The 24,360-nt window shown below is 59.4% G+C and carries 18 protein-coding genes; 14 read left to right on the top strand and 4 right to left on the bottom strand.

Annotated elements, in window-relative coordinates:
- Positions 1-96 precede the first annotated feature (96 nt).
- Together rpoB and I6E60_RS03575 are read left to right on the top strand one after the other, a co-directional pair.
- Entirely contained in the window at positions 97-3,621 is a 3,525-nt protein-coding gene (gene rpoB, locus I6E60_RS03570) for a DNA-directed RNA polymerase subunit beta (RefSeq protein WP_197106487.1), read from the top strand.
- A gap of 44 nt (positions 3,622-3,665) precedes the next feature.
- Positions 3,666-7,547: a DNA-directed RNA polymerase subunit beta' gene (locus tag I6E60_RS03575; protein ID WP_197123062.1), complete on the top strand. Its 3,882-nt coding sequence runs from the start codon at positions 3,666-3,668 to the stop codon at positions 7,545-7,547.
- 87 nt (positions 7,548-7,634) lie between these two features.
- On the opposite strand, the gene I6E60_RS03580 is transcribed toward I6E60_RS03575, so the two are convergent.
- From I6E60_RS03580 to I6E60_RS03590, 3 genes are all read right to left on the bottom strand, one after another.
- Positions 7,635-8,633 (bottom strand): hypothetical protein, encoded by a 999-nt coding sequence (locus I6E60_RS03580; protein WP_197123064.1) that lies wholly within the window; start codon positions 8,631-8,633, stop codon positions 7,635-7,637.
- The gene (locus I6E60_RS03585; protein WP_231601116.1) at positions 8,630-9,766 is read right to left on the bottom strand and encodes a sensor histidine kinase; all 1,137 of its coding nucleotides are present in this window, start codon (positions 9,764-9,766) and stop codon (positions 8,630-8,632) included. Before I6E60_RS03585 ends, I6E60_RS03580 begins: the two co-directional genes overlap by 4 nt.
- A gap of 77 nt (positions 9,767-9,843) precedes the next feature.
- The gene (locus I6E60_RS03590; protein ID WP_307784369.1) at positions 9,844-10,461 is read right to left on the bottom strand and encodes a LuxR C-terminal-related transcriptional regulator; all 618 of its coding nucleotides are present in this window, start codon (positions 10,459-10,461) and stop codon (positions 9,844-9,846) included.
- 225 nt (positions 10,462-10,686) lie between these two features.
- Here I6E60_RS03590 and I6E60_RS03595 point away from each other — a divergent pair, with 225 nt between their 5' ends.
- Positions 10,687-11,133: a hypothetical protein gene (locus I6E60_RS03595; protein WP_197178938.1), complete on the top strand. Its 447-nt coding sequence runs from the start codon at positions 10,687-10,689 to the stop codon at positions 11,131-11,133.
- A gap of 92 nt (positions 11,134-11,225) precedes the next feature.
- Positions 11,226-12,899, top strand: coding sequence for a GspE/PulE family protein (locus I6E60_RS03600; protein WP_197178940.1), 1,674 nt, complete (start codon positions 11,226-11,228; stop codon positions 12,897-12,899).
- A 35-nt stretch (positions 12,900-12,934) separates the two neighbouring features.
- On the opposite strand, the gene I6E60_RS03605 is transcribed toward I6E60_RS03600, so the two are convergent.
- Positions 12,935-13,351: a hypothetical protein gene (locus I6E60_RS03605; protein ID WP_197178943.1), complete on the bottom strand. Its 417-nt coding sequence runs from the start codon at positions 13,349-13,351 to the stop codon at positions 12,935-12,937.
- Between I6E60_RS03605 and I6E60_RS03610 the strand changes: the two genes are divergently transcribed.
- The 10 genes from I6E60_RS03610 to I6E60_RS03655 all read left to right on the top strand — a co-directional run bounded on the left by I6E60_RS03610 (position 13,332) and on the right by I6E60_RS03655 (position 24,316).
- Positions 13,332-14,963 (top strand): type IV pilus twitching motility protein PilT, encoded by a 1,632-nt coding sequence (locus tag I6E60_RS03610; RefSeq protein WP_304611049.1) that lies wholly within the window; start codon positions 13,332-13,334, stop codon positions 14,961-14,963. The genes I6E60_RS03605 and I6E60_RS03610 overlap by 20 nt on opposite strands.
- A complete protein-coding gene (locus I6E60_RS03615; protein WP_197178945.1) occupies positions 14,963-16,204 on the top strand; it encodes a type II secretion system F family protein in 1,242 nt (413 codons plus the stop codon). Before I6E60_RS03610 ends, I6E60_RS03615 begins: the two co-directional genes overlap by 1 nt.
- 362 nt (positions 16,205-16,566) lie before the next feature.
- Positions 16,567-16,980: a prepilin-type N-terminal cleavage/methylation domain-containing protein gene (locus I6E60_RS14600; RefSeq protein WP_197178947.1), complete on the top strand. Its 414-nt coding sequence runs from the start codon at positions 16,567-16,569 to the stop codon at positions 16,978-16,980.
- Between the two features lie 143 nt (positions 16,981-17,123).
- Positions 17,124-18,503: a prepilin-type N-terminal cleavage/methylation domain-containing protein gene (locus tag I6E60_RS03625; protein ID WP_197178949.1), complete on the top strand. Its 1,380-nt coding sequence runs from the start codon at positions 17,124-17,126 to the stop codon at positions 18,501-18,503.
- A complete protein-coding gene (locus I6E60_RS03630; RefSeq protein ID WP_197178951.1) occupies positions 18,503-19,210 on the top strand; it encodes a Tfp pilus assembly protein FimT/FimU in 708 nt (235 codons plus the stop codon). The genes I6E60_RS03625 and I6E60_RS03630 overlap by 1 nt, the downstream gene beginning before the upstream one ends.
- Positions 19,207-20,958, top strand: coding sequence for a hypothetical protein (locus I6E60_RS03635; RefSeq protein ID WP_197178953.1), 1,752 nt, complete (start codon positions 19,207-19,209; stop codon positions 20,956-20,958). The genes I6E60_RS03630 and I6E60_RS03635 overlap by 4 nt, the downstream gene beginning before the upstream one ends.
- Entirely contained in the window at positions 20,955-21,758 is an 804-nt protein-coding gene (locus tag I6E60_RS03640) for an A24 family peptidase (RefSeq protein ID WP_197178955.1), read from the top strand. Before I6E60_RS03635 ends, I6E60_RS03640 begins: the two co-directional genes overlap by 4 nt.
- A gap of 19 nt (positions 21,759-21,777) precedes the next feature.
- Positions 21,778-22,818, top strand: a complete 1,041-nt coding sequence (pilM, locus tag I6E60_RS03645) for a type IV pilus assembly protein PilM (RefSeq protein ID WP_197178958.1) — start codon at positions 21,778-21,780, stop codon at positions 22,816-22,818.
- Complete coding sequence (locus I6E60_RS03650; RefSeq protein ID WP_197178959.1) at positions 22,815-23,612, top strand: fimbrial assembly protein; 798 nt, start codon at positions 22,815-22,817, stop codon at positions 23,610-23,612. Before pilM ends, I6E60_RS03650 begins: the two co-directional genes overlap by 4 nt.
- Positions 23,609-24,316 carry a hypothetical protein gene (locus tag I6E60_RS03655; RefSeq protein WP_197178960.1) on the top strand — a complete coding sequence of 236 codons (708 nt, stop codon included), beginning with the start codon at positions 23,609-23,611 and terminating at the stop codon, positions 24,314-24,316. Before I6E60_RS03650 ends, I6E60_RS03655 begins: the two co-directional genes overlap by 4 nt.
- Positions 24,317-24,360 lie beyond the last annotated feature (44 nt).

Raw genomic sequence — 24,360 nt, forward strand, 5'->3', positions numbered from 1 at the left:
CCGAGTATAGCGGCGGGGCGTTTCTGGTGAGCATTTCATTACCGACCGTCATTTATCTTGACAGACGAACCCGACGGGGTTCACGGAGGTTGTTCCTTGGCTGCTGCGCGCGATGCGTCCACCAATAAGTCCCCGAAAAACGGCCGCTCAGCTTCGCGGCTTTCTTTCGCAAAAATCACTGACACGCTAACGGTTCCCGATCTGCTCGCCTTGCAGACCGAGAGCTTTGATTGGCTCGTCGGAAACGACATCTGGAAGAACCGTGTAACTGACGGTGTTGCCGCTGGTCGTACCGATCTGCCGACTCGTAGTGGTCTCGATGAAATCTTTGAAGAGATTTCACCGATTGAAGACCTCGGCGAGACGATGCAACTGTCGTTCACTGATCCTGAGCTTGAAGAACCCAAGTACTCGATTGACGAGTGCAAGGAGCGCGGCAAGACTTTCGCTGCGCCTCTCTACGTGAACGCTGAGTTCATGAATCACCTCACCGGTGAAATCAAGACTCAGACTGTTTTCATGGGCGACTTCCCCCTCATGACCGCTCGCGGTACTTTCATCATCAACGGAACCGAGCGCGTAGTTGTTTCGCAGCTCGTCCGTTCGCCTGGTGTGTACTTCGACCGCCAGCCCGAGAAGCTGTCCGACAAGGACATCTACTCGGCTCGCATCATCCCGAGCCGTGGTGCTTGGCTTGAGTTCGAGATCGACAAGCGCGACCAGGTCGGCGTTCGCATCGACCGCAAGCGCAAGCAGTCGGTCACGGTCTTCCTGAAGGCCCTCGGCCTGTCCAGCGAAGAGATCCTCGAGGAGTTCAAGGGCTTCCCGTCGATCGAAGCCACCTTGGAGAAGGACAACATCCTTACCAAGGAAGAGGCGCTCAAGGACATTTACCGCAAGCTTCGCCCCGGCGAGCAGGTTGCTGCAGAAGCCGCACGCGCGCTTCTCGACAACTTCTACTTCAACTCGAAGCGCTACGACCTCGCGAAGGTTGGTCGTTACAAGATCAACCGCAAGCTCGGTCTCGACACTGACATTAAAGAGTCGGTACTCACCGTTGAAGACATCATCGCGACCATCAAGTACATGGTTTCGCTTCACGACACTTCGGCACCCAACGTTTCGGTAAGCGACAGCGGTGTAGCCAGTGTTAAGGGCGTCCGCGATGGCAAGAAGGTTGCCGTTCGTCTCGACATTGACGACATCGACCACTTCGGCAACCGTCGTATCCGTGCTGTTGGTGAGCTCATCCAGAACCAGGTTCGTACCGGCCTCAGCCGTATGGAGCGTGTTGTTCGTGAGCGCATGACCACACAGGACATCGAAGCGATCACCCCGCAGACCCTGATCAACGTGCGCCCCGTCGTCGCCGCGATCAAGGAGTTCTTCGGAACGTCGCAGCTCTCGCAGTTCATGGACCAGAACAACCCGCTCGCGGGACTGACCCACAAGCGTCGCCTTTCGGCGCTGGGCCCAGGTGGTTTGAGCCGTGAGCGCGCTGGTGTTGAAGTTCGAGACGTTCACCCCTCTCACTACGGCCGTATGTGCCCGATTGAGACTCCTGAAGGCCCCAACATTGGTCTGATTGGTTCGCTCGCATCGTTCGCACGTATTAACGCATTCGGTTTCATCGAGACCCCGTACCGTCGCCTCATTGACGGCGTTGTTTCGACGACCATCGACTACCTGACTGCAAGCGACGAAGACGACTACATCGTCGCGCAGGCAAACGCACCGCTCACGAAGGACATGAAGTTCGCTGAGCCTCGCGTGCTTGCACGTAAGAAGGGTGGCGAGGTTGACCTCGTTCCCGTTGAAGACATTGCCTACATGGATGTCTCGCCGCGCCAGATGGTGTCGGTAGCGACCTCGATCATCCCGTTCCTCGAGCACGACGATGCAAACCGCGCACTCATGGGTGCCAACATGCAGCGTCAGGCTGTCCCGCTGCTGCGCAGCGAGAGCCCGCTTGTCGGAACCGGTATGGAAGCCTTCGCCGCAATTGACTCTGGTGACGTTGTCACCACGCTCAAGGCTGGTGTTGTCTCTGAGGTTTCAGCAGACGTCGTTGTTGTTCAGCTCGATGAGGGCGGAACGCAGGAATACTTCCTGCGCAAGTTCGACCGCTCTAACCAGGGCACGAGCTACAACCACCGCGTCATCGTCAGCGCCGGAGAGCGCGTCGAAGTTGGTCAGGTCATCGCTGATGGTCCTGCAACCGAGAACGGCGAGCTCGCACTCGGAAAGAACCTCCTCGTGGCATTCATGCCGTGGGAGGGTCACAACTTCGAGGACGCGATCATCCTGAGCCAGAACCTGGTTAAGGATGACGTACTGTCGTCGATCCACATCGAAGAATACGAAGTGGATGCTCGCGACACCAAGCTCGGTAAGGAAGAGATCACGCGCGATCTGCCGAACGTTAGCCCAGAACTTTTGGCTGACCTCGACGAGCGTGGAATCATCCGTATCGGTGCAGAGGTTCGCCCCGGCGACATCCTCGTCGGCAAGGTCACGCCTAAGGGTGAGACTGAGCTTTCGGCTGAAGAGCGTCTGCTCCGTGCCATCTTCAACGAGAAGAGCCGCGAAGTTCGCGACACCTCGCTGAAGGTTCCCCACGGTGAGCAGGGCACAATCATTGCTGTCAAGGAATTCTCTGCAGACAACGATGACGAGCTCGGCTCGGGTGTCAACCAGCGTGTTGTTGTGTACATCGCCCAGAAGCGCAAGATCACCGAAGGTGACAAGCTCGCTGGTCGTCACGGCAACAAGGGTGTTATCTCCAAGATTCTGCCTGTCGAAGACATGCCGTTCTTGGCCGATGGAACCCCGGTCGACATCATCCTGAACCCGCTCGGTATCCCCGGTCGAATGAACTTCGGTCAGGTTCTCGAAACTCACCTCGGTTGGGTTGCGAAGCAGGGTTGGGAAGTTGAAGGCAAGCCGGAGTGGGCGAAGAACCTTCCTGAGGAAGCGTTCAGCGCTGCACCAGGAACCAAGGTTGCTACCCCTGTATTCGACGGTGCTTACGAAGAGGAAATCGCGGGTCTTCTTGACTCCACGACTCCTACTCGTGACGGCGTTCGTCTCATCGACCACACGGGTAAGACCCCGTTGTTCGATGGTCGTTCGGGTGAGCCGTTCCCGGCTCCCGTTTCGGTCGGTTACATGTACATCCTCAAGCTGCACCACCTCGTTGACGACAAGATCCACGCTCGTTCAACCGGTCCGTACTCCATGATTACTCAGCAGCCACTCGGTGGTAAGGCTCAGTTCGGTGGACAGCGCTTCGGTGAGATGGAAGTGTGGGCACTCGAGGCCTATGGTGCCGCCTACGCTCTGCAGGAGCTTCTGACGATCAAGTCGGATGACATCCTCGGTCGCGTCAAGGTATACGAAGCCATCGTTAAGGGCGAGAACATTCAGGAGCCCGGTATCCCCGAGAGCTTCAAGGTTCTTATCAAGGAAATGCAGTCGCTGTGCCTCAACGTCGAAGTTCTTTCGGCCGACGGTTCAACGGTCAACCTGCGCGACACGGACGATGAAGCGTTCCGTGCCGCTGAAGAGTTGGGCATCAACATTTCCGCGCGGTTCGAGTCCTCGTCTGTTGACGAGATTTAACTCGACCGACCACGACTGCAGAACTTTCGAAGAGAGAAGATAAATTGCTCGACGTTCACGCGTTTGATGAAATCAAAATCGGTCTCGCTACCGCCGACGACATTCGTCGCTGGTCGCACGGTGAAGTAAAAAAGCCAGAGACCATTAACTACCGCACACTCAAGCCGGAGAAAGATGGTCTGTTCGGCGAACAGATCTTTGGACCTTCGCGCGACTGGGAGTGCTCCTGTGGCAAGTACAAGCGTGTCCGCTTTAAGGGCATCGTTTGTGAGCGCTGTGGTGTTGAAGTAACCAAGTCGGCTGTGCGCCGTGAGCGCATGGGTCACATCGAGCTTGCTGCTCCGGTTACCCACATCTGGTACTTCAAGGGTGTTCCGAGTCGTCTCGGTTACCTGCTTGACATGGCACCGAAGGACCTCGAAAAGGTCATCTACTTCGCTGCATACATGATCATTTCGGTTGACGAAGAGGGCCGTCACGCTGACCTGCCTGCGCTTGAGAACGAGATCCGTCTCGAAATCAAGACGCTTGAGGGCCAGCGCGATTCCCGCATCGCTGACCGCTTGACCAAGTTCGAGGAAGACCTCGCCGCTCTTGAAGAAGAGGGTGCGAAGGCCGACCAGAAGCGTCGTGTCAAGGATGCTGCTGAGAAAGAAATGTCTCAGCTGCGCAAGTCGATCGATGAGCAGATTGCTCAGCTTGAGCGCGTGTGGGAAGACTTCCGCACCCTCAAGATCGGTGACCTGAAGCCTGAAGACTCTGTCTTCCAGGAACTGCAGGACCGTTTCGGTAGCTACTTCGAAGCATTCATGGGTGCCGAGGCAATCAAGAAGCGCCTTCAGGCCTTCGACCTTGCTCTCGAGAGCGTTGAACTGCACGACCAGATCGCTAACGGCAAGGGTCAGAAGAAGATCCGCGCCATCAAGCGCCTGCGCGTAGTCAACTCGTTCCTTCAGACCGGCAACTCGCCGGCCGCGATGGTGCTCGACGTTGTCCCGGTTATTCCTCCGGAGCTTCGCCCGATGGTTCAGCTGGACGGTGGCCGCTTTGCGACCTCCGACCTCAACGACCTCTACCGTCGTGTTATCAACCGCAACAACCGTCTGCGTCGACTCCTTGACCTCGGTGCTCCCGAGATCATCGTCAACAACGAGAAGCGCATGCTTCAGGAAGCCGTTGACGCACTGTTCGACAACGGTCGTCGTGGTCGCCCCGTCACGGGTACTGGTAACCGTGCCCTCAAGTCCCTGAGTGACATGCTCAAGGGTAAGCAGGGTCGTTTCCGCCAGAACCTGCTCGGAAAGCGCGTTGACTACTCCGGTCGTTCGGTAATCATCGTGGGACCGCAGCTCAAACTGCACCAGTGTGGTCTCCCGAAGCAGATGGCTCTCGAGCTGTTCAAGCCGTTCGTTATCAAGCGCCTGATCGACCTGAGCCACGCTCAGAACATCAAGAGCGCTAAGCGCATGGTTGAGCGTGCACGTCCGCAGGTCTGGGACGTCCTCGAAGAGATCATCCGCGAGCGCCCCGTGCTGCTGAACCGTGCACCAACACTGCACCGTTTGGGCATCCAGGCATTCGAACCTCAGCTCGTTGAGGGTAAGGCTATTCAGCTTCACCCCCTCGTCTGTGCTGCGTTCAACGCTGACTTCGACGGTGACCAGATGGCTGTTCACCTTCCGTTGTCGGTTGAAGCACAAGCTGAAGCTCGCATCCTGATGCTCGCAAGCAACAACATCCTCAAGCCGTCTGACGGTCGCCCAGTGACCCTGCCCACCCAGGACATGATCATTGGTCTGCACCACCTGACCACGCTCAAGGAAGGCGTTGCTGGCGAAGGCCGCGCGTTCTCGTCGGTTGCTGAAGCGATCTTCGCGTTCGATCAGCACTCGCTCGACCTCAACGCCAAGGTGCGTCTGCGTCTCGACAACGTGTACCTCTCTGAAGAAGATGCCCCTGAGGGCTTCGTTCAGGGTCAGTCCAAGCTCATGGAGACGACCCTCGGTCGTGCCCTCTTCAACGAGGCGCTTCCGAAGGACTACCCGTACATTGAGGCACTCGCTGACAAGGGCCAGATTTCGGCTATCGTCAACGACCTCGCTGAGCGGTACGTGAAGGTGGATGTTGCATCAGCTCTTGACGCGATCAAGGACGCTGGATTCCACTGGGCTACTCGCTCCGGTGTAACCGTTGCGCTGTCTGACATCGTGACCCCGCCGAACAAGCCGGAGATCATTGGCCGCTACGAGAAGATCGCAGCCAAGGTTCAGGGCCAGTACGAGAAGGGACTCACGACCGACGCCGAGCGTCGTCAGGAGCTCATCGAGATCTGGAACAAGGCAACCGCAGAAGTAGCGACTGCCATGCAGTCCAACTTCCGCACCGACAACAACATCAACCGCATGGTGTCGTCTGGTGCTCGTGGTAACTGGATGCAGGTTCGTCAGATCGCCGGTATGCGTGGTCTGGTATCGAACCCGAAGGGTGAGATCATTCCTCGCCCGATCGTTCACTCCTACAAGGAGGGCCTGACTGTAGCCGAGTACTTCATCTCGACTCACGGTGCTCGTAAGGGACTGGCTGACACCGCACTGCGTACTGCAGACTCGGGATACCTCACGCGTCGACTCGTTGACGTGTCGCAGGATGTCATCATTCGTGAAAACGACTGTGGCACCCGCAAGGGACTCGACATGCCGATCGCAGCGCAGAACGCTGATGGCAAGTGGATCCTCGACGACAACGTTGAGAACTCGGTCTACGCTCGCAGCCTTGCTGCGGAAGCCACCAACGACAAGGGCGATGTAGTTGCTGCTGCTGGTGCAGACGTCGGAGACGTTCTGCTCGAGAAGCTCGTGGCTGCTGGTGTTCACAGCATCAAGGTTCGTTCGGTACTCACGTGTGAGTCCGCTGTTGGTGTGTGTGCAGTCTGCTACGGCCGCTCGCTCGCAACGGGACTTCTCGTTGACATCGGTGAGGCTGTCGGAATTATCGCCGCACAGTCGATCGGTGAGCCCGGTACTCAGCTGACCATGCGTACCTTCCACACCGGTGGTGTTGCTTCGGCAGACGACATTACGCAGGGTCTTCCCCGCGTTACGGAACTCTTCGAAGCTCGTACCCCTAAGGGTGCAAGCCCCATCGCAGAAGCCGCTGGTCGCGTCACGATCGAAGACACCGACCGCAGCCGCAAGCTGATCCTCACGCCAGACAATGGTGACGAGCCCATCGCTTACCCGATTCTGCGTCGCGCAACCCTCCTCATCGAGGATGGCCAGCACGTTGAGCTCGGCACGCAGCTGCACGTCGGAAACGTTGACCCGAAGGAAGTTCTTCGTGTTCGCGGTGTCCGTGCCGTACAGCAGCACCTCGTCGATGGTGTCCAGGGCGTTTACCGCTCGCAGGGTGTTCCGATTCACGATAAGCACATTGAGGTCATCGTTCGTCAGATGCTCCGCAAGGTGACTGTTGTTGACCACGGTGACACCGGACTCCTTCCGGGTGAGCTGGTCGACCGTTCGAAGTACAACGAGCTCAACCGCGGTGTTCTCACCGAGGGCAAGGCAACGGCATCCGCGCGTCAGGAGATCTTGGGTATCACCAAGGCCTCGCTGGCAACGGAGTCGTGGCTGTCGGCTGCGTCGTTCCAGGAGACCACCCGCGTTCTTACGCAGGCGGCCATGGAAGGCAAGTCTGACCCGCTCATGGGACTCAAGGAGAACGTCATCATCGGTAAGCTCATCCCGGCTGGTACGGGATTGCCGCGCTACCGCGATGTATCGGTCGAGGCAACGGAAGAGGCGAAAGCCGAACGTTACCCCAACCGCATCTTCGCTGATGACGCAAGCCTCACCGAGAGCGACTTGAGCTTCGTCGACTTCGACAGCTTCAGCTCGAATGATTCCACGCCGGGAACCTACAACTAAGTAGTCTCGGCATCACCTCCGGGTGATACCACGAAGGGCCCTCGTCATTGCGACGGGGGCCCTTTGTCGTGCGACTGAAGTTGGCCGCTAGAGCGACGGAATTTCGATGCGGGAGTACTCGTCGTCATCCGCCACGAGCGTGGCCAGCAGTGGCCGGCCAGCGGGCAGTAAACGGATCGTGACTGCGCCGGTGTTGGCGGAGTCAAGGATGCGCACCGCGGCTTCTGTGATGATCGGCAGAGTGCCGTAGGGCAGCGGCAGAGGGTAGCGGTCATCGAGCAGTACCACCGAGATTCCTCGTCGCCGGGTGCGCTGCACTGCGGCCACAATCTCGGGCAGGTCGAGCTGGCGGGCGCGCAAACTATCTCGTAAGCGCGCCTCAGCGATGAGCAGTTCGTCGCGTTCCGCCGTCGTCAACTCAACTCCATCCGCTATGCGTTGCAGCTGGGGCCCCACGGCTGAGTCGAGGGCAACAAGCCGGCGGGAACGTTCCGCTGTGCGAGCGAGCGCCGCAGCTTCTGCGGCGGCGCGTGCCGTCTCAGCCTCATGGATGCCGTCCAAACGCTGGCTGGTGCGGCGCATGCCCAGAGAGAAGAGAGAGCCGACCAGCACGAAAGGTGCTTGGCGCGCAACGAGCACAATTGCTTCGAGGAGCCGGTCGTCCGTTGTGAAGCCCCACAGGATGACGGTCGTGCCGATTGCGGCGAATCCGATCCACGCGAGAAGGTCACGGCGGCGCAAGCTGAGGTAGAACATCGCGATGGCTCCGGCGCCGACGTACCACTGCGAGAACCCTCCCGTGATGGCGTTGTCGGAGGAGAGGGCGGAAGCGGCAACGCTGGCGACGATGACGTACACGCTCACTCCGGTGCTCACCCGTGGGTGAGTGTCTCGCGTGAGGACGAACCAGATGGTGGCGAACAACCCAATGGAGATGTACACCGGCACAGGGGATCGCACGTCATCCAGTGAGAGCAGTGCGAGCGACGACATCGTGACGAAGTAGATCCAGATCAATAGATGGGCACCACGACCGGTTATTTGGGGCAGTTCAAGGCGTCGAGATTGAGTGGCATCTTGTTTCATTCGGTCCACCCCACAGTCACGCACGTTCCCTCGCCGGGTTTTGACACCACGGTGGCGTAGGCGCCGGAAAGTGCCTGCACCCGGCCGAGAATGCTGACCACAATGCCAAGCCGGTTCGCGGGAACACTCTGTGGATCGAATCCTTGCCCATCGTCAGTCACCGATATTTCTACCCGGTCGGTAGCGAGCCGCAAGAGCACGTCGCGGCTGACGGGCTCGACAGTGGCCGCCGCATGGACGACGCTATTGCGCAAGGCTTCGACGGTGGCTTCGATGAGCGCACTTGCGATCGACGACGGGAGCGGTTTTCGTCGGGTGCCCTCGACAGTGAAGGTGGCGGCATCCGTCGTCTCATTGATGGATGTCGTGAGGCCCTGGATTAGGTAGTCGACGTGGATGAGCTCGGGGACACTTGCGGTCGCGTCTTTGAGCTCTCTCAGGCGGGCGATGGTGCGGGCCGCCTGAAGTCGGGTGGAGGAGGAATCGCTGCGACCGGCGCCGGCCGCGGCAAAGATTGTGGCGATCACTTCGTCATGCACGAGCGCGTCGAGGTGAGCTTGCTCCTCTCCACGCGCGGTGAGGGCTGCGGCACGCATGGTTGACGTGCGAGCGGCGGCCGTTGCGGCATCCACTTCACGTCCAGCACCCATCGCCACGGTAGCCACCGCGGTGAATGCGGCACACACCGTGATGGTGAAGAACGCGAATTGCACGGCGAGTGAGACGTCGGCGCCACCATCAGCAAGGATACGAATGGGCGTGATCGCAAAGGAATTACCGAGCAAAAAGGCCCACGCTGCGACCGGACGCCAGGCTATCGCCGCGGGTACGGTGCCGAGCGCAGTCAGGCCGACGGTCCAGGGGGCCATCTCGCCGGGCATGGGGCCGTTGATGAAAGCGGGCACCCAACTCAGCACCGCGATCGCGAAGATGACGGCATATGCCCCATGGAGAATGCGAAGCTGGTGCAAGGAACTCCACGGCGCGACGGCCACCATCACTAGGGGAGTTCCAAAGACGGCAATGCCGGCGACGAGTTGCCAATAGGGATAGGAATACTGCGCCTGATCGAAGAACGAACTAGCGGTGAGCGCCAAGAAGAAGAGTGTTGCCGCCGCCAGCACGGTTGTCATACTCCGGACAACCCCGAGTTCTGCACCTTCGGAACCGGGCGGCGTCCTCATGAGGCTGATCACGCTGCGGCCCTTCTTCATGAACTGGGAGGAGGAAGGATGCCGTCTTCGACCGCGCGCTTGTAGAGGTCGACTTTGGTGTGGGCGGGGCGCCCGGCCATCGCATATTTGTGGCGGATGCGGCGCACATACTCGGCAACGGTGCTGGTGGAGAGTCCAGCGCGGTGGGCGACCGCAACAGACTTATCGCCTGAGGCGTAGTGGGCGAGCACCTCTTGTTCCTTCGGGCTCAAGCCGGCTGCCGATAGCTCGGGGTCGGAGTCGAGCGCGGCAGCCCAGTCGGTCGTGACCACAGGATTGCCCAACGCTGCTTCGCGCACAGCATCGACGATGATGTCGCGTGCTTCCGATTTGCGCACAATACCAAGCACGCCTGCCCGGGATGCGGCCCGCACCTCGGAGGCATTGTCTGCAGCGGTGAACACCAACACGTTGAGCCCGCGCTCGCGCAGCCACGCGACGTTCTGTTCGACGGTGCTGCCGTCCGAGAGGCGCACGTCAAGAACGACGAGGTCGAGGAGGTGCACCACCGATTCGAGGTCGCTTACGCTCGACGCTGAGGCAAGGAGGGTGATGTCAGGGCAGTGGCCGAGCAACGACGCGAAGCCGAGCTGCACAGTTTCGTGGTCGTCCACGTGTGCCACTCGGTAGGAGCGTGGTGGTTGGTCCTGCGTTGTCAATGGTGCCTCGTTCGGATCGGGGTAGGCGTGTTGTTGGCAAAGGATTGCAGTTACCACAGACAAATCTACCGGAACTTTCTGTCTGTCCCCCAAACGGGTGTCATTGATAATGACGACTGTTAGAAGTGGGCACCCAGTGACACGATCAACTCGTACGACTACTTAGGGGGCAGAGGGCTTGTGAATCGTCACGCCGTTAATGATCTGATTGACTGCTCTCTTCACCGCTGGTATCGCATGGTCTCCGAATGGCGCAGCCCCGCTCCCGGAACCGAAGCTGGTTGTGTCACGTGCCGCGAATCTGAATTCGCCGCTGCTGATCGCCGCGGTCACTGGCCGCACGACCTCATCCACTCGTTCGTGGAAACACTGGAAGTTGTGACGTTCCAACTTGCTGTCTCGTTGCATGAAGAGCGACACTGCCCCGGCACGGATGCGCGTTCCACCAAGCCGTGTCCGACGTGCGTGGCAGCGGCGCGATCCACTGTGCAGGCGTGTGCTCATCGTCACGCGCAAGATATTGCCGATGTCGTGACTGAATGCGCGTTGCCGCGATTGGCCGTTTACGTCGAAAAAAACATCAATTTGGCACTTAATGCTGCGACTCGCGGCGAATGGGCTTCCTGAAACGTCCTGACTACCCCTCACAAGTGGGGCTAGTGGTGCAGATGTGAGTCGATTAGCGTTGGACTCCGCTAGGACCTTGGGGGGAGGCACGCGTGACAACACTTGCTGAAGTATTGATTCTTCGCGGAATGATGCCGATTGAGAGCATTGATTCTGTAGGAACTTCGCACTCTGATGAGGAAGCCCTCGTCAGAAATCTACTCGACAGCGGAACAATTTCGCCGGCACAACTCGCGTCCGCGCGTGCTGCGCAGGCTGGAGTGCCGTTCGTTGAGCTCGTTGACTTCGCGGTTGACCACCAGGCTGTTGCGCTTGCACCGGCCTCGATTTGCCGCCGCCACGAGGTTTTGCCGATCGCGTTCAGCGAGGGATACCTCGTGCTCGCCATGGTCGACCCCGGCAACATCTTCGCCCTCGATGACATCCGTGCAGCCACCGGTCGCCAAGTGCGCACCGTCGTTGCTGAGCGCAGCGATCTCCAAGCAGCCCTCGACCGTTTCCACCGTGCTGATGGCGAACTCTCGAGCCTCTCCAGCGAACTCGAGCAAGAAGCGACCTCCACGGATGTCGCGCTTGCCTCGAATAACAATGAGCCGACCGAAGACGACGCACCTATCGTTCGCTTCGTGAACTTGCTGATTAGCCAGGGCATCCAAGACAAGGCGTCGGATATTCACATCGAGCCCGGTGAGCATGACCTCGGAGTGCGCTACCGCATCGACGGTGTTCTGCACGAAATGCAGCGCGCACCGCGTCAGATCCAGAACGGTGTGATCTCGCGCCTGAAGATCATGGCCGAGATGGACATCGCTGAACGACGTAAGCCTCAGGATGGCCGTATTTCTGTCATCCACGGTCAGAAGAAGATTGACCTTCGTGTCGCAACGTTGCCGACCGTATACGGCGAAAAAGTCGTTATGCGTATTCTCGATAACTCGAACACGACGCTCGACCTGAGCCAGCTTTATCTGCTGGAGCACAACGCCAAGATCTTCAAAGAGGCATACACGAAGCCGTACGGCATGATCCTCGTTACCGGGCCTACGGGTTCCGGTAAGTCGACCACGTTGTACACGACGCTCAACGCGGTGGCTCGTCCCGAGATCAACGTCATCACGGTTGAAGACCCGGTGGAGTACCGCATGGCGGGCATCAACCAGGTGCAGGTTAACCCGAAGGCCGGCCTCACGTTCGCGAGTGCGCTGCGCTCGATTCTGCGTTCTGACCCGGATGTTGTTCTCATCGGTGAAATTCGAGACCAAGAGACGGCGCAGATCGCGATCGAAGCCGCTCTCACTGGCCACCTCGTGTTGAGCACCCTGCACACCAACGGCGCACCTGCCGCGATCACCCGACTGATTGAGATGGACATCGAGCCGTTCTTGGTCGGCTCCGCTATCGACTGTGTCGTCGCCCAGCGACTGGCACGACGCCTGTGCGATCGCTGCAAGCAGCCTGCGGCTCACAACCCGCAGGACCTCGTTAACTTGAAGGTCGGCTTCAACCCAGAAGGTCCGATGCCGACCCTGTACGCACCTGTTGGGTGCACCGTGTGTTCCAAGACGGGATACCGCGGTCGAATCGCACTGCACGAAGTGATGGCAGTGTCCGAAGAGATTGAACGTCTTGCTGTTGCTCGTTCGTCGAGTGCGGAGATCAGCCGCGTCGCGATCGATCAGGGGATGCGCACTCTGCGCATGGACGGCTGGGCGAAGGCTCAACTGGGCCTGACGTCCATTGAAGAGATTTTGCGCGTCGTCGCATAAGACGAAGTATCTGGGGGAATTATGGCTAAGCGGATTTACGACATCCCGTCGCAATCGGTAGACGAAAGTTTGTTCACACCGAAGGGACAGAGCGCGCCTTCCGGGCAGAGCGTCCCGGCGGATGCTCCACCGCCCATGCCGGGAACCAGCGTTCCTGGCCCGAGCAATCCACAAGCATCGTCGTCAGCGTTCCCGGAGTGGGCGCAGACGGGCGCGGCGCCGTCGGCATCGGCCGCAACGGTACCGGCTTCGCCGCTTCCGACGATTCCGCCGCCGTCTGGCTCGATCAAGAGCACCGACACTGCTGCTTCAGCGCCACCGGTGCCGCCGGCCCCAGCCGCACCAGCGGAGCCTGCCGCGCAAGCTCCGGCCGAGCCGGTCGCTACACCGGCAGCAGATGCTGCTGCCGAGGGCGGGCGTCGTGCACGCCGCATGGCAACTGAGCCGGTCACCTCGATCGACTCGCTCGATGAGCTGTTCCGTCAAGCCGCAGCGGGCGCAATGTCCCAGACGTCGGCAGCAACGTCGGCCGCTGGCGCTTCCATGCCGGCCCCGGCGGCTCCGCCTGTCGACGAGGCACCGCCTGTTGCTGCAGCACCGCCAGCACCGCCTATTCCGTCGCCGACGGCGGCCGAGGTGCCGTACTTTACCGAGGCTAGTTCTGATGCCGGCGAAAGCCCCACGGAAATCCTGAATGAGGTTCCGTTGGATCCGCCCACGATGGCGTTCCCGCCGCCGTCCGCTGCTGCTGCTGAGGGTGGTCTGCTTGACCTGCCCGAGGTTGCGCCGGAGGCAGATGAAGCCCTGAACTTCCCGCCGCCTGGAGTGGACGAGGGGCTTTTGAGCTTCACGAGTGGTTTCGGCGCTGCCGAGCCCGCTCCCACTCCCGCTCGCGAGTCGCAGCTGCTTTCTGTTCCTGAGATTGTCGAAGAGGCCCGCGAGCTGCGCCCCGACATGGAACTTACTGCGCGTGAAGGATCAAGCCCTGAGCTGCTCGAGGCGCTCAAGGAAGTTGTTTACACCGGCGCCTCTGACCTTCACATCTCATCGGGTGCTGTTCCGATGATCCGTGTTGATGGTGGACTTCAGCCGCTCAAGGGCATGGGGGAGTGGGATAAAGATCGCACTCGCGCTGCTCTGTTCAGCATCCTCGACCAGAACCAAGAAGAGCAATTCCTTGAGGTACTCGAGCTCGACTTCGCGTTCGAGCTCTCTGAGGCCGCGCGTTTCCGCGTGAATTTCTACATGGATCGCGGAAACCTTGGTGCCGCTTTCCGAATCATCCCGACCGAGATCAAGCAGCTCAAGGACCTCGGAATTCAGGAGTCGGTCGGCAACTTCGCTGGCCTTCCGCGTGGGCTCGTTCTTGTAACCGGGCCGACCGGTTCGGGAAAGTCGACAACGCTCGCCGCACTGATCGACCTCGTCAACCGCACGCGTGCTGACCACATCGTTACGGTCGAAGACCCGATCGAGTTCTTGCACGGAAACCAGAAGTCACTCGTCAACCAGCGAGAAGTTGGCCGCGATACTCACTCGTTTACCGCGGCGCTGAAGCACGTTCTGCGTCAAGACCCCGATGTCATCCTGATTGGTGAGCTTCGAGACCTCGAGACGATCTCTATCGCGCTAACCGCAGCGGAGACCGGTCACCTTGTGTTCGCAACCCTGCACACGCAGGATGCCGCTCAAACCGTTGACCGCATCATCGACGTCTTCCCGCCGCACCAGCAGGGCCAGGTTCGTACTCAGCTCGCTGCCGTGCTCCAGGGCATCGTCTGTCAGACACTCGTGCGAAAAGCCAGTGGCAAGGGTCGAGTAGCAGCCACTGAGGTGCTCACGATGACTCCCGCTATCGGAAACCTCATTCGTGAGGGCAAGATCTACCAGATTCCTTCAGCGATGCAAGCAGGTCGCGGTGGAGGAATGCACACAATGGACCAGCACCTTGCTGGCCTCGCCAAATCGGGTGCTATTACCGAAGAAGCCGCGCTGGCGAAGTCGCATGACCCTGAGGGCATGCATCGCTTGATGAGCGACAACTCAACGGGAGTACCGAGATAATGGCCGCCACCACGTCAGGCACGAAGTCCTATGAGTACAAGGCCCGTGATCACTCGGGCAAGGTCGTCAAAGGCCGCATCGACGCTTCGAGCGAGAACGCTGTTCTTACCCGTTTGCGTGCGATGGAAATTAGCCCGATCTCAGTAACCGAGGCTGGTTCCGGAACAGGTCTGAACAAGGAGATAAATATCTCCTTCCTGCAAAAGGGTGTTGGGCTTGATGACCTCGCGGTGATGAGCCGTCAGATGTCGACGATGATCTCCTCGGGTCTTTCCTTGATCCGCGCCCTGGTCATCCTGTCGGAGCAAACCGAGAACCCCACGTTGGCGAAGGCTTTGGCCGAGATTCGTCAGGACGTGGAAACCGGTGGCACGCTCTCCGACGCGTTCGCCAAGCACGGCACTGTTTTCCCGCCCATCATGATTCACCTCGTTCGCGCGGGTGAAACTGGCGGGTTCCTCGACAATGCCCTCGAGTCGATCGCTAATAACTTCGAGGGCGAGGTGAAGCTCCGTGGAACCATTAAGTCGGCGCTAACCTACCCGGTTGTTGTGCTCATCATGGCTATCGCGGCGGTTATCGGCATGCTGCTGTTCATCGTTCCGGTCTTCGAGGAGATGTTCGCCGACCTGGGCGGTGAGCTTCCGCTACTGACCCAGATCTTGGTGTGGATGTCGGATGCGATGGTCATTGTCGCGCCGATCCTCGTGATCGGTGGCATCGTCTTCAGCGTCTGGTGGGGCAAGAACAAGCACACGGAGCGGGTCCGGAAGTTCCTCGACCCGTGGAAGCTCCGGATGCCCGTCTTCGGCCCGCTGTTCCGCAAGGTGTCGATATCGCGCTTTACGCGCAACTTTGGAACGATGCTCGGTGCCGGTGTTCCCATTCTTCAGGCGCTGTCGATCGTCGGCGAGACGTCGGGGAACTATGTCATCGAAGAGTCTCTGCGTCGCGTTGCCGATGCTGTCCGCTCGGGGCAGTCGGTTTCAGTGCCGTTGGCGAAAGAAACGGTGTTCCCGTCGATGGTGACTCAGATGGTCGCGGTTGGTGAAGACTCCGGATCAATGGAGGTCATGCTGTCAAAGATCGCTGACTTCTACGACGACGAGGTTCAAAAGACTACTGAGCAGCTCACGGCGCTTATTGAGCCCCTCATGATTGGTGTCATCGGTGCAATCGTCGGTGTCATGGTTATCGCGCTTTATATGCCGATCTTCGCCATCTTCGACCAGATCAAGTAGTCCCTAGCCGTTAGGCACCTAGCAGGCCCAAGCGGGGGCGTCGCGACCCGAGTCGCGATGCCCCCGCTTGGTCTTTAACGACCAGGAGGCCGCCGCGGCGATGAAATAGCCGGCTGCGGTTTACTGCGGTGTCGGTGGGAGCGGCGGCACATTCCGGCCGTCATTACCCACGAATAGGGCGCAAAACCGGCACCGACGCGCGTGTCACCCCTCAGACTGGGGGCGTGATTCGAGCGGTTCACCCCCGTTTGTGGGATTCTCAGGTTGCCCACATGTTGGCATTATTTTTTGTGGGGGGCTGAGAAGCTAATTTTTTCTGGGGGCCCCTGTCCAAGATCCGAACCACAGACAGGAAAACCAAAATGATCGCACGTTTGAACGAAGCACTGCGCACCAAGCGCAACGACCTCGACAACGACCAGAAGGGCTTCACTCTCGTTGAGCTCCTCGTCGTTGTTCTGATCATCGGCATCCTTGCCGCGATCGCTATCCCCTTCTTCCTCAACCAGCGCCAGGGCGCTTGGGAATCACAGGTCAAGTCGGACATCGCTAACGCTGTTATCGCAGCTGAGACCTTCGCGGTAAGCCACAACGGTGCCTTCACCGGCATGGACCTCACCGGACTCACCGACAACGGCTACAAGCCGACGCCTTCTGTTGAGTTGACCCTCGGCACGGTTGACGCGACGAGCTACGAGTTCATCGTTACTCACACCGAATACACCGACCCCACCTGGACCTACACCAGCTCCACTGGTGTAACCGTAAAGTCCTAGTCCTCTAGGGCTCACCGAGACGGGGCGTCGCCAAGCGGCGGCGCCCCGTTTCCGGTCCATCCGAGAGTGATCGCTCTCACCGGGGAGAACCCATCTCCCAGCTTGACTTGCACACCCTTAACACCCGCACGAAAGGGCTCATCATGAATAAGGTTCTACAGCGTCTTCGTAGCTCCGAGTCAGGATTGAGCCTTCTTGAGGTTCTCGTCGCGATGATGATCTTCGCGATCGTATCGCTCGGCGTATTGCAGACCCTCACCACGGTGCTGGCCATCACCCGCGACAACCGCGCTCGCGTTGTTGCCACCAACTTGGCTGCTCAAGAGGTCGACCTGGCACGTGACGCCGGCGATGTCTTCACACTCTTTGATGAGACCTACACCAAGACGCTCAACGGCGACGTCTTCACGGTCTCTCGCTCTACCGCGTGGGTTCCTTCCAGCAATACCGCAGCGTCCTGCGGTTCGGGCGGTGGAACGCTCCAGTACAAGCGCATCAACGTCGAGGTCAGCTGGCCCAACATGCGCGAAGGCACAGAGCCTGTTCGCTTCGACACGCTTCTTGCTCCGGATGACCGCATCAATGACCCGGCACTGGGAACCATTCTGGTGTCGGTCCTCGGCGGCTCCGGCGAAGGATCGTCGGGCGTGAGCGTGAATGCCAGCCCTGCGTCTCCTGCAGAGGGCGCTCAAAGTCTTTCGACGTCGCCCGCGGCGACCGATGCTCAAGGCTGCAGCTTCATTTTGAAGGTTGCTCCTGGCAACTACAACGTGAGTGTGTCGCGCTCGGGATACATCACCGACGACGGGCAGTCGTCGTCGCCGTCGCAGCTCACCCAGGTCGTTGCCGGAACCGCGAGCTCAGTCTCGTTCAACTACGACGACGCCGCTCGCTTCGACCTGAGCTACGTTTCAGACCCGGTACCTTCGGACGTTGAAATCCCGAAGAATATGGATACCACGTTCCTCAGCTCCTATGGTGTCTACGCCGACACGGCCAGTACAACGAGCCTCACCCGCAATGTAGATCTCTTCCCGTGGCGGTCCGGTTATGTCGGAATCGCTGGTGAGTACATTCCCAAGCCGGAAGACCCCGCGAGCACCGCAGACTATTGTGCGTCTCCGAACCCTGCCTTGTGGCCGGAGGAAGATGTCGCGGGAGTCACCTACCGTTCTCCCGATCCGGCTGCCGTTGCGGCTAACCCTGGCGACAGCGTCGACATGGTCGTGCCGATGGGCCTCGTCGATGTGAGCGGTATCGCAGGTTCTAAGATTCGCGTGAAGTCGACAGCGCCGGTAGTCGGCAGCGGTGACCCGGGCTGCACCGAGTCCATCACGTTGAACTTCAATACCTTGGATGCCAGCACTCAGTACATCGCTTTGCCCTACGGAACGTGGGAAGTCGAGCGGCGCATCGCAGGCATCTGGCTTCCGCTCGGGCTCGGTAGCGTCCTCGCTCCCATCGTGGGCGGAACAGAAACTGTTGCTGGCGTAGTGACTGTCGACCCGCGGGTGGCTAGCTAATGCAAAGACTTCGGACTGCACTGTTTTCGCGGGTGTCACGACTCCGTCGTGACGACGCTGGCGTGACGCTGAGCGAACTCATCGTCACGATCGCGCTCATGGGAATGCTCCTCGCGATGGTCATGACGATCTTTATTACCTTCACGCGAACCTTCAGCGAAGAGCGCTCCGCTAGCGCAAATACTTCGGCCGCCACGATCGCAATGAACGAGCTCACTCGTGTTATTCGCTCGGGAACAGAGAACCCGGTGGCATCGGCAACGTTGAACGAGCCAGTTTTTAGCTTCGCTAGTCCTGAGAACGTGGTTTTGCAGGCCTATCTGGACACGGATGCACTGAGTCCAGAGCCCGTCAGAGTCCAGTTTGAAATCACTGGCGACCGCACTCTGGTCGAAACTCGCTGGGATGCGCGGCCCTTGTCCTCCGGCTACTTCTCCTTTTACAGCACTGCCGCCTCTGAGCGCACTGTGGTGCGTCAAATCGCTTCGGGCTCGACCCCTGTTTTCCGCTTCTTCACGAAAGACAACGTCGAGCTGACGATTCCTTCTGGCGGCTCTCTCTCCGAAGCTGACCGTCGTCAGATCGCCGCGGTGAAAGTGACGATGACCGTGCAAACCGATTCGACCGGTAATGCTAAAACCGCGACTCTCGAAAATACCGTAGGTATCCCGAACCTAGGGTTCTCCAGGATTGGAATCGATCGATGATCCGTTTTCTTCGTGCTCGTATCGGTGGCGAACAGGGTGCAGCCCTGCCCATGGTGATTGGTATCACCGTCGTTCTCGGGCTTCTTGTCACGACCGCCGTCGCGTACGCCACCGGTGGGTTCCGCCAAGCAGCCGCGACTCAAGAGTGGTCGGCATCGCTGGCAGCGGCCTACGCCGGCGTTGAGGATTACCAGAGCCGACTCTCCGAAGACACGTCGTACGTGCAGTATGGCAATCCGGCCGCAGATTTTTCGTCGACGAGTGACGTACGCCTTCCCACGGGAACAAACGCGAACCCTGCGTTCAACGTTACTGCCGGCGAAACGTGGGTCAAGGTTCCCGGTAGCGCCGATGATTCGTATTTCCGCTACGAAGTCGACAACTCTAAGTACCAGAGCAGCGGAACTATCCGCGTGCGGTCGACAGGAAAAGTTGGTGGCGAGACTCGCACGATCGTGGCAGACCTTCGTCAGTCCGGCTTCATCGACTTCCTGTACTTCACTGACTACGAGATCATGGACCCCTCGTTTAGTAGCGCCCCTAGCAGTTGCGTTAAGTACTGGTGGGATGGTCGAAGCAGCATTTCAGGGAACTGCGGTGAAATCGCCTTCTCCGGCGGTGACACCATCGATGGCCCCGTCCACTCGAACGACACCATCCGTATTTGCAGCGCAAGCTTCCTCGGTGCCGTAACGACGAGTTACCGTCCCTCGAGCGGAAACAAGTACAACTCTCGTGACTCAAATGGCAACTACTGCAGCGGCCAGTACTTCGACATCCCCGGATCGCCGAGCTTCAGCCCGGTAATCGGAATGCCGGCGACGAACTCACAGCACTTGCGCGAGACACGTTCCGATCTGGTTACCGATGGCGTTCCTCGTCCCGGCTGCTTGTACACCGGTCCCACCGAGATCACGCTGAACTCCAACGGCACCATCACGGTGCACTCCCCGTGGACCAAGAAGACCCAGATCACGGGTTCACCGGCTACCGGAGGCAGCACCCCCGCAATGTGCGGAAGCGTCTCGCAGCTCAACAGCAGCTCCGGAGCCACCTTCACCTTGCCGCCGAGCAACGTGATCTACGTGCAGAACGTACCCAGTGTTTCTAGCGACCCCAACTACTGGGCAAGCTGGAACCGCCCGAGTGGACTCTCCTGCGTTGGCGAAAGCGGATACAAGGACAGCAACGGCAACGGTAACGGAATCGGGTACCCGATCCGCTACGAAGTCGCTCCCAATGGAAGCTACGACTGCCGCAACGGCGACTTGTTCGTGAAGGGCACGCTGAGTGGACAGACCACGTTGTCAGCCGAGCACTATGTGTACGTCACGGGCGACATCAAATATAACGATCCTCAAGAGGACGTCCTCGGCCTGGTCGGAAACGATGCAGTATGGGTCTGGAATCCGACGACGGGTGACAACCGTTACTACCACCACACGTTGCTTGGCGGCACGAACCGCCGCATCGACGCTGCCATCCTCTCCGTCGGCCACACCTTTGCCGTGCAGAATCCCAGCATCGGAGGCGGTCGGGGAACACTGACTGTCAACGGCGCTATCGCGCAGAAATTCCGTGGAATCGTGCGCAGTGGTAGTGGCGGCTACGTCAAGGACTATGTCTACGACGGTCGCCTCAAGTACACCGCCCCGCCGAAGTTCCTTTCGCCCGTCACGACCACGTATGGTGTGAACGTGTGGATTGAAGTGGAGCCGGCCTTCGAGGCATCAGGCGCTGCTCGATGACAGCAACTGCTCTGCTGGTTATCTTCGCTGTAATTTTGGGACTTGCCGTCGGCTCGTTCTTGAACGTAGTGGTGTGGCGGCTGCCGCGGGGCGAGAACCTCACGTCGCCGCCGAGCGCCTGCCCCAAGTGTGAACATCGCATCCGCTGGTACGACAACGTCCCGGTGCTGGGCTGGCTCATGTTGCGTGGGCGCTGCCGCGACTGCTCCGAACCGATCGCGGTTCGTTACCCGTTGGTCGAAGCAGCGACTGCACTCGCTTTCGGCGCAGTAGCGGCGGTGATTGGCGCCGAGACTAGTCTCATCTGGGCTGTGCCGGCATTCCTCTATTTGGCAGCGATCTCCATCGCCTTGACCCTGATCGACCTGGATACGCAGACGTTGCCGAACCGCATCGTGCTGCCGTCGATCATTGTTGGCATCGTACTTCTGGCCGTCGCGAGTGCTGGCACCGGCGATTGGGGAGCGTTCCTAGGAGCTCTCCTCGGTGGTGCGGCGCTCTTTACTTTTTACTTGATCGTCGCTCTCATTCAGCCTCGCGGCATGGGAATGGGCGACGTCAAACTTGCTGCCGTGCTTGGCCTCTACCTGGGGTGGCTCGGATGGGGGGTCGTAGCGGTGGGTGCCTTTGCGGCATTCTTGCTCGGGGGCATCTTTGCAATCGCACTGCTCATTGTTCGGCGAGCAGGCCGTCGCACAGCCATCCCATTTGGACCGTGGATGATCGCGGGCGCGTGGGTAGGCATTGCTTTCGGTTCACAACTGTGGAATGGATATATGGTGGCCGCCGGTCTCGTCTGACCGTGGCCCGGGGGGAACTATGGGAAAGAAATTAGTAGGGCTGGATATCGGCTCAACGGCAGTTCGTGCTGTTGAAGTCGAAAACCCGCACCTTCAGAAGCCAACGGTGCTTCGCTTCGGTGAAGTATCGCTGCCAGAGGGCGCTGTGCGCGCGGGCGAGGTCATTGACTCTGCCACCGTCACGGCATCCATTAAAAAGCTGTGGTCGGCAAACGGCTTTCGCACCCGCGATGTCGTAATCGGCTACGGCAACTCCAAGGTTGTCGCACGCGATGTAACGGTGCCACGACTTCCGCTGAACCAAGTGCGCGAGTCGCTGCCCTTCCAGGTGCAGGATCTCTTGCCCGTTCCTGCTTCGGATGCCCTGCTCGACTTTTATCCCGCTGCTGAGTCAGAGGGCGAAAACGGTCCGATGCTGCAGGGAATGCTCGTCGCGGCGATCAAGGCGCCCGTTCTCGTGAACGTCAATGCTGCATCCGCCGGCGGTGTGACACCCGTCAACGTGGATCTCGCACCCTTTGCGCTCACGCGTTTGTTTTCCACGCCGGAGCTTTCGACGATGACGACACTGTTGGTCGACATCGGAGCTTCGACGACCACGTTGGTCGCGTTGGAGGGTCACGTCCCTCACTTCATCCGCTTCCTTCCCAACGGTGGCGCTGACATCACCAAGGGAATTTCACAGCGCCTCGATATTTCAACGCGAGATGCAGAAGCAATTAAGCGTTCAGTCGGCGTTGTCGCAGCACGCGCGACGGCTGAGCAGCGCCCCGCGCTTGAAGTCTCGTTCGAACTGGTTAACGAAACGCTCATGGCGATTCGTGCCACGATCGCTTACTTCCAGAATGCACGCAATAACCGTGCGATCGATCGCATCGTCATGACTGGTGGCGGTTCACAGTTGTTGGGCCTCGTAGAAACAGTTTCTGAGTTCACGAAGACGCCGGCATCGTTGCCTGACCCGTTCACTATGACCGCGGTCTCTCGTGGTCTCAAGGGAACCGGGTCGCCGTTCGATATGGCAGTGGCACTGGGATTGGTTACGGGGGTTTCCGCATGAGCGACAATAAGCAAAAAGCACCTAAGGCTCGTAAGGAGCTCAAGGTTCCTACCGCGTACCCGCCCTACGTCAATCTGCTGCCGCCAGAAGTCGGTCAGAAGAAGGCAGCGGCCCGTGCTCGTGGCCGTGCAATTTTCGTTGCAATCATTGCGATTGGTGTCGTAGTCCTCGCGTCGGCGGGTATGAACCTGTATGCCCTGCAGCGCTACCTCGCGCTCGAGAACGCGCGCTCGCTCACCCAAAGCTTGCTCACGCAGCAGGGTGAATACAACGATGTTCGCGTCGCGAGTCAGATGGTGCAGTCCACGCAAAGCGCTCGGATCTTCGCCCTTTCTACCGAAATCTCGCTGAATAGCATCGTTCTTGGCCTCAACAAGCTACTCCCCAGTGCATCTGCAGTCGTGTCATACAGCTTTGAGACGTCGACCCCACTGCAGGCCTACGGCGAGTCGACATCGGTGCTTGACCCACTGCGAATCGGCCAGTTAGCAATGGAAGTCAACTTCCCGTCTGTTTCTGACGTTGACAAGTGGGTTCGTGCGGCGCAGAACGTCGACGGCGTCACGGATGCGACTCTTGTGACGGTCGAGATGGAGGAGGATGGCTCCTACACCGCTGCGGTCATCATCTTCGTGAACGACGAAGCGTTGCTTCACCGGTTTGACGGGGTCGTTGCCGAAGCTGAAGAAGCTGAGGCCGAGCCCGCACCAGAGCCTGCGCCGGAACCAACGTCGACGCCAGCGCCGACTGAAGAACCGACCGAAGAATCGACTGAAGAGGGGAGCGGATCATGACCATGACACGCCTGTGGACCTTGATCGGCGCAATCGCCGTGATCATCATTCTCGCCGGTGGTTACGCCGTCGGCGTGGGCCCTGCCTACAACGCGTCGGTGGATTCTGACGGGCAACTTGCTGATGTCGAATTGCAGAACCAGGTGAAAGCTACCGAGCTTGAACGGCTTAAGGCGCTCGACGAAAACTCGGAAGAATTGTTCGCCGAGCTCGAAGAGCTTCAGTTGGCTATCCCCGCTTCGCACGACACGTCGGTCTTTGCGGCCCAGCTTGCTGACCTCGCGGCAAAAGCGGGAGTCACGCTCAACAGCGTCTCGTATGTGAGCGCTGAGCCCGCGTTGGCACCAGAGTCGGATGAAGCTCCCGCTGCGCCCGTCGAAGGCGAAGAAGACGCTGACGCGGATTCTCCGGCGGAGGTCGAGGCAGGCTCTGACGAGAACACCCAAGCAGTTGGTTCCGTGCCTGGGCTGGTAGCTGTTGCCGTCAGCATTGAGATCGAAGGCGAGTATGCCGCGGTCCATTCGTTCCTGGAACGAGTGCAGAAGGCCGTTCGTGCTTTTACCGTTGGGCAGGTCACTGTCGATGAGGGCGACGAGGCTGGCCAGTTTGAGCTTAAGGCAACCGGATACGTGTATGTGCTTCCTGGTGCGGAAGTTTCATCGGTCACCGCTGACGCAACCGGTGATGACTCGACTGTCGGATAGCGTTTAGGTACGATTTGCAAGAACGCCACGACCTTTGGGTCGTG

Source organism: Salinibacterium sp. SWN167, assembly GCF_015864665.1.
Classification (GTDB): Bacteria; Actinomycetota; Actinomycetes; order Actinomycetales; family Microbacteriaceae; genus Rhodoglobus.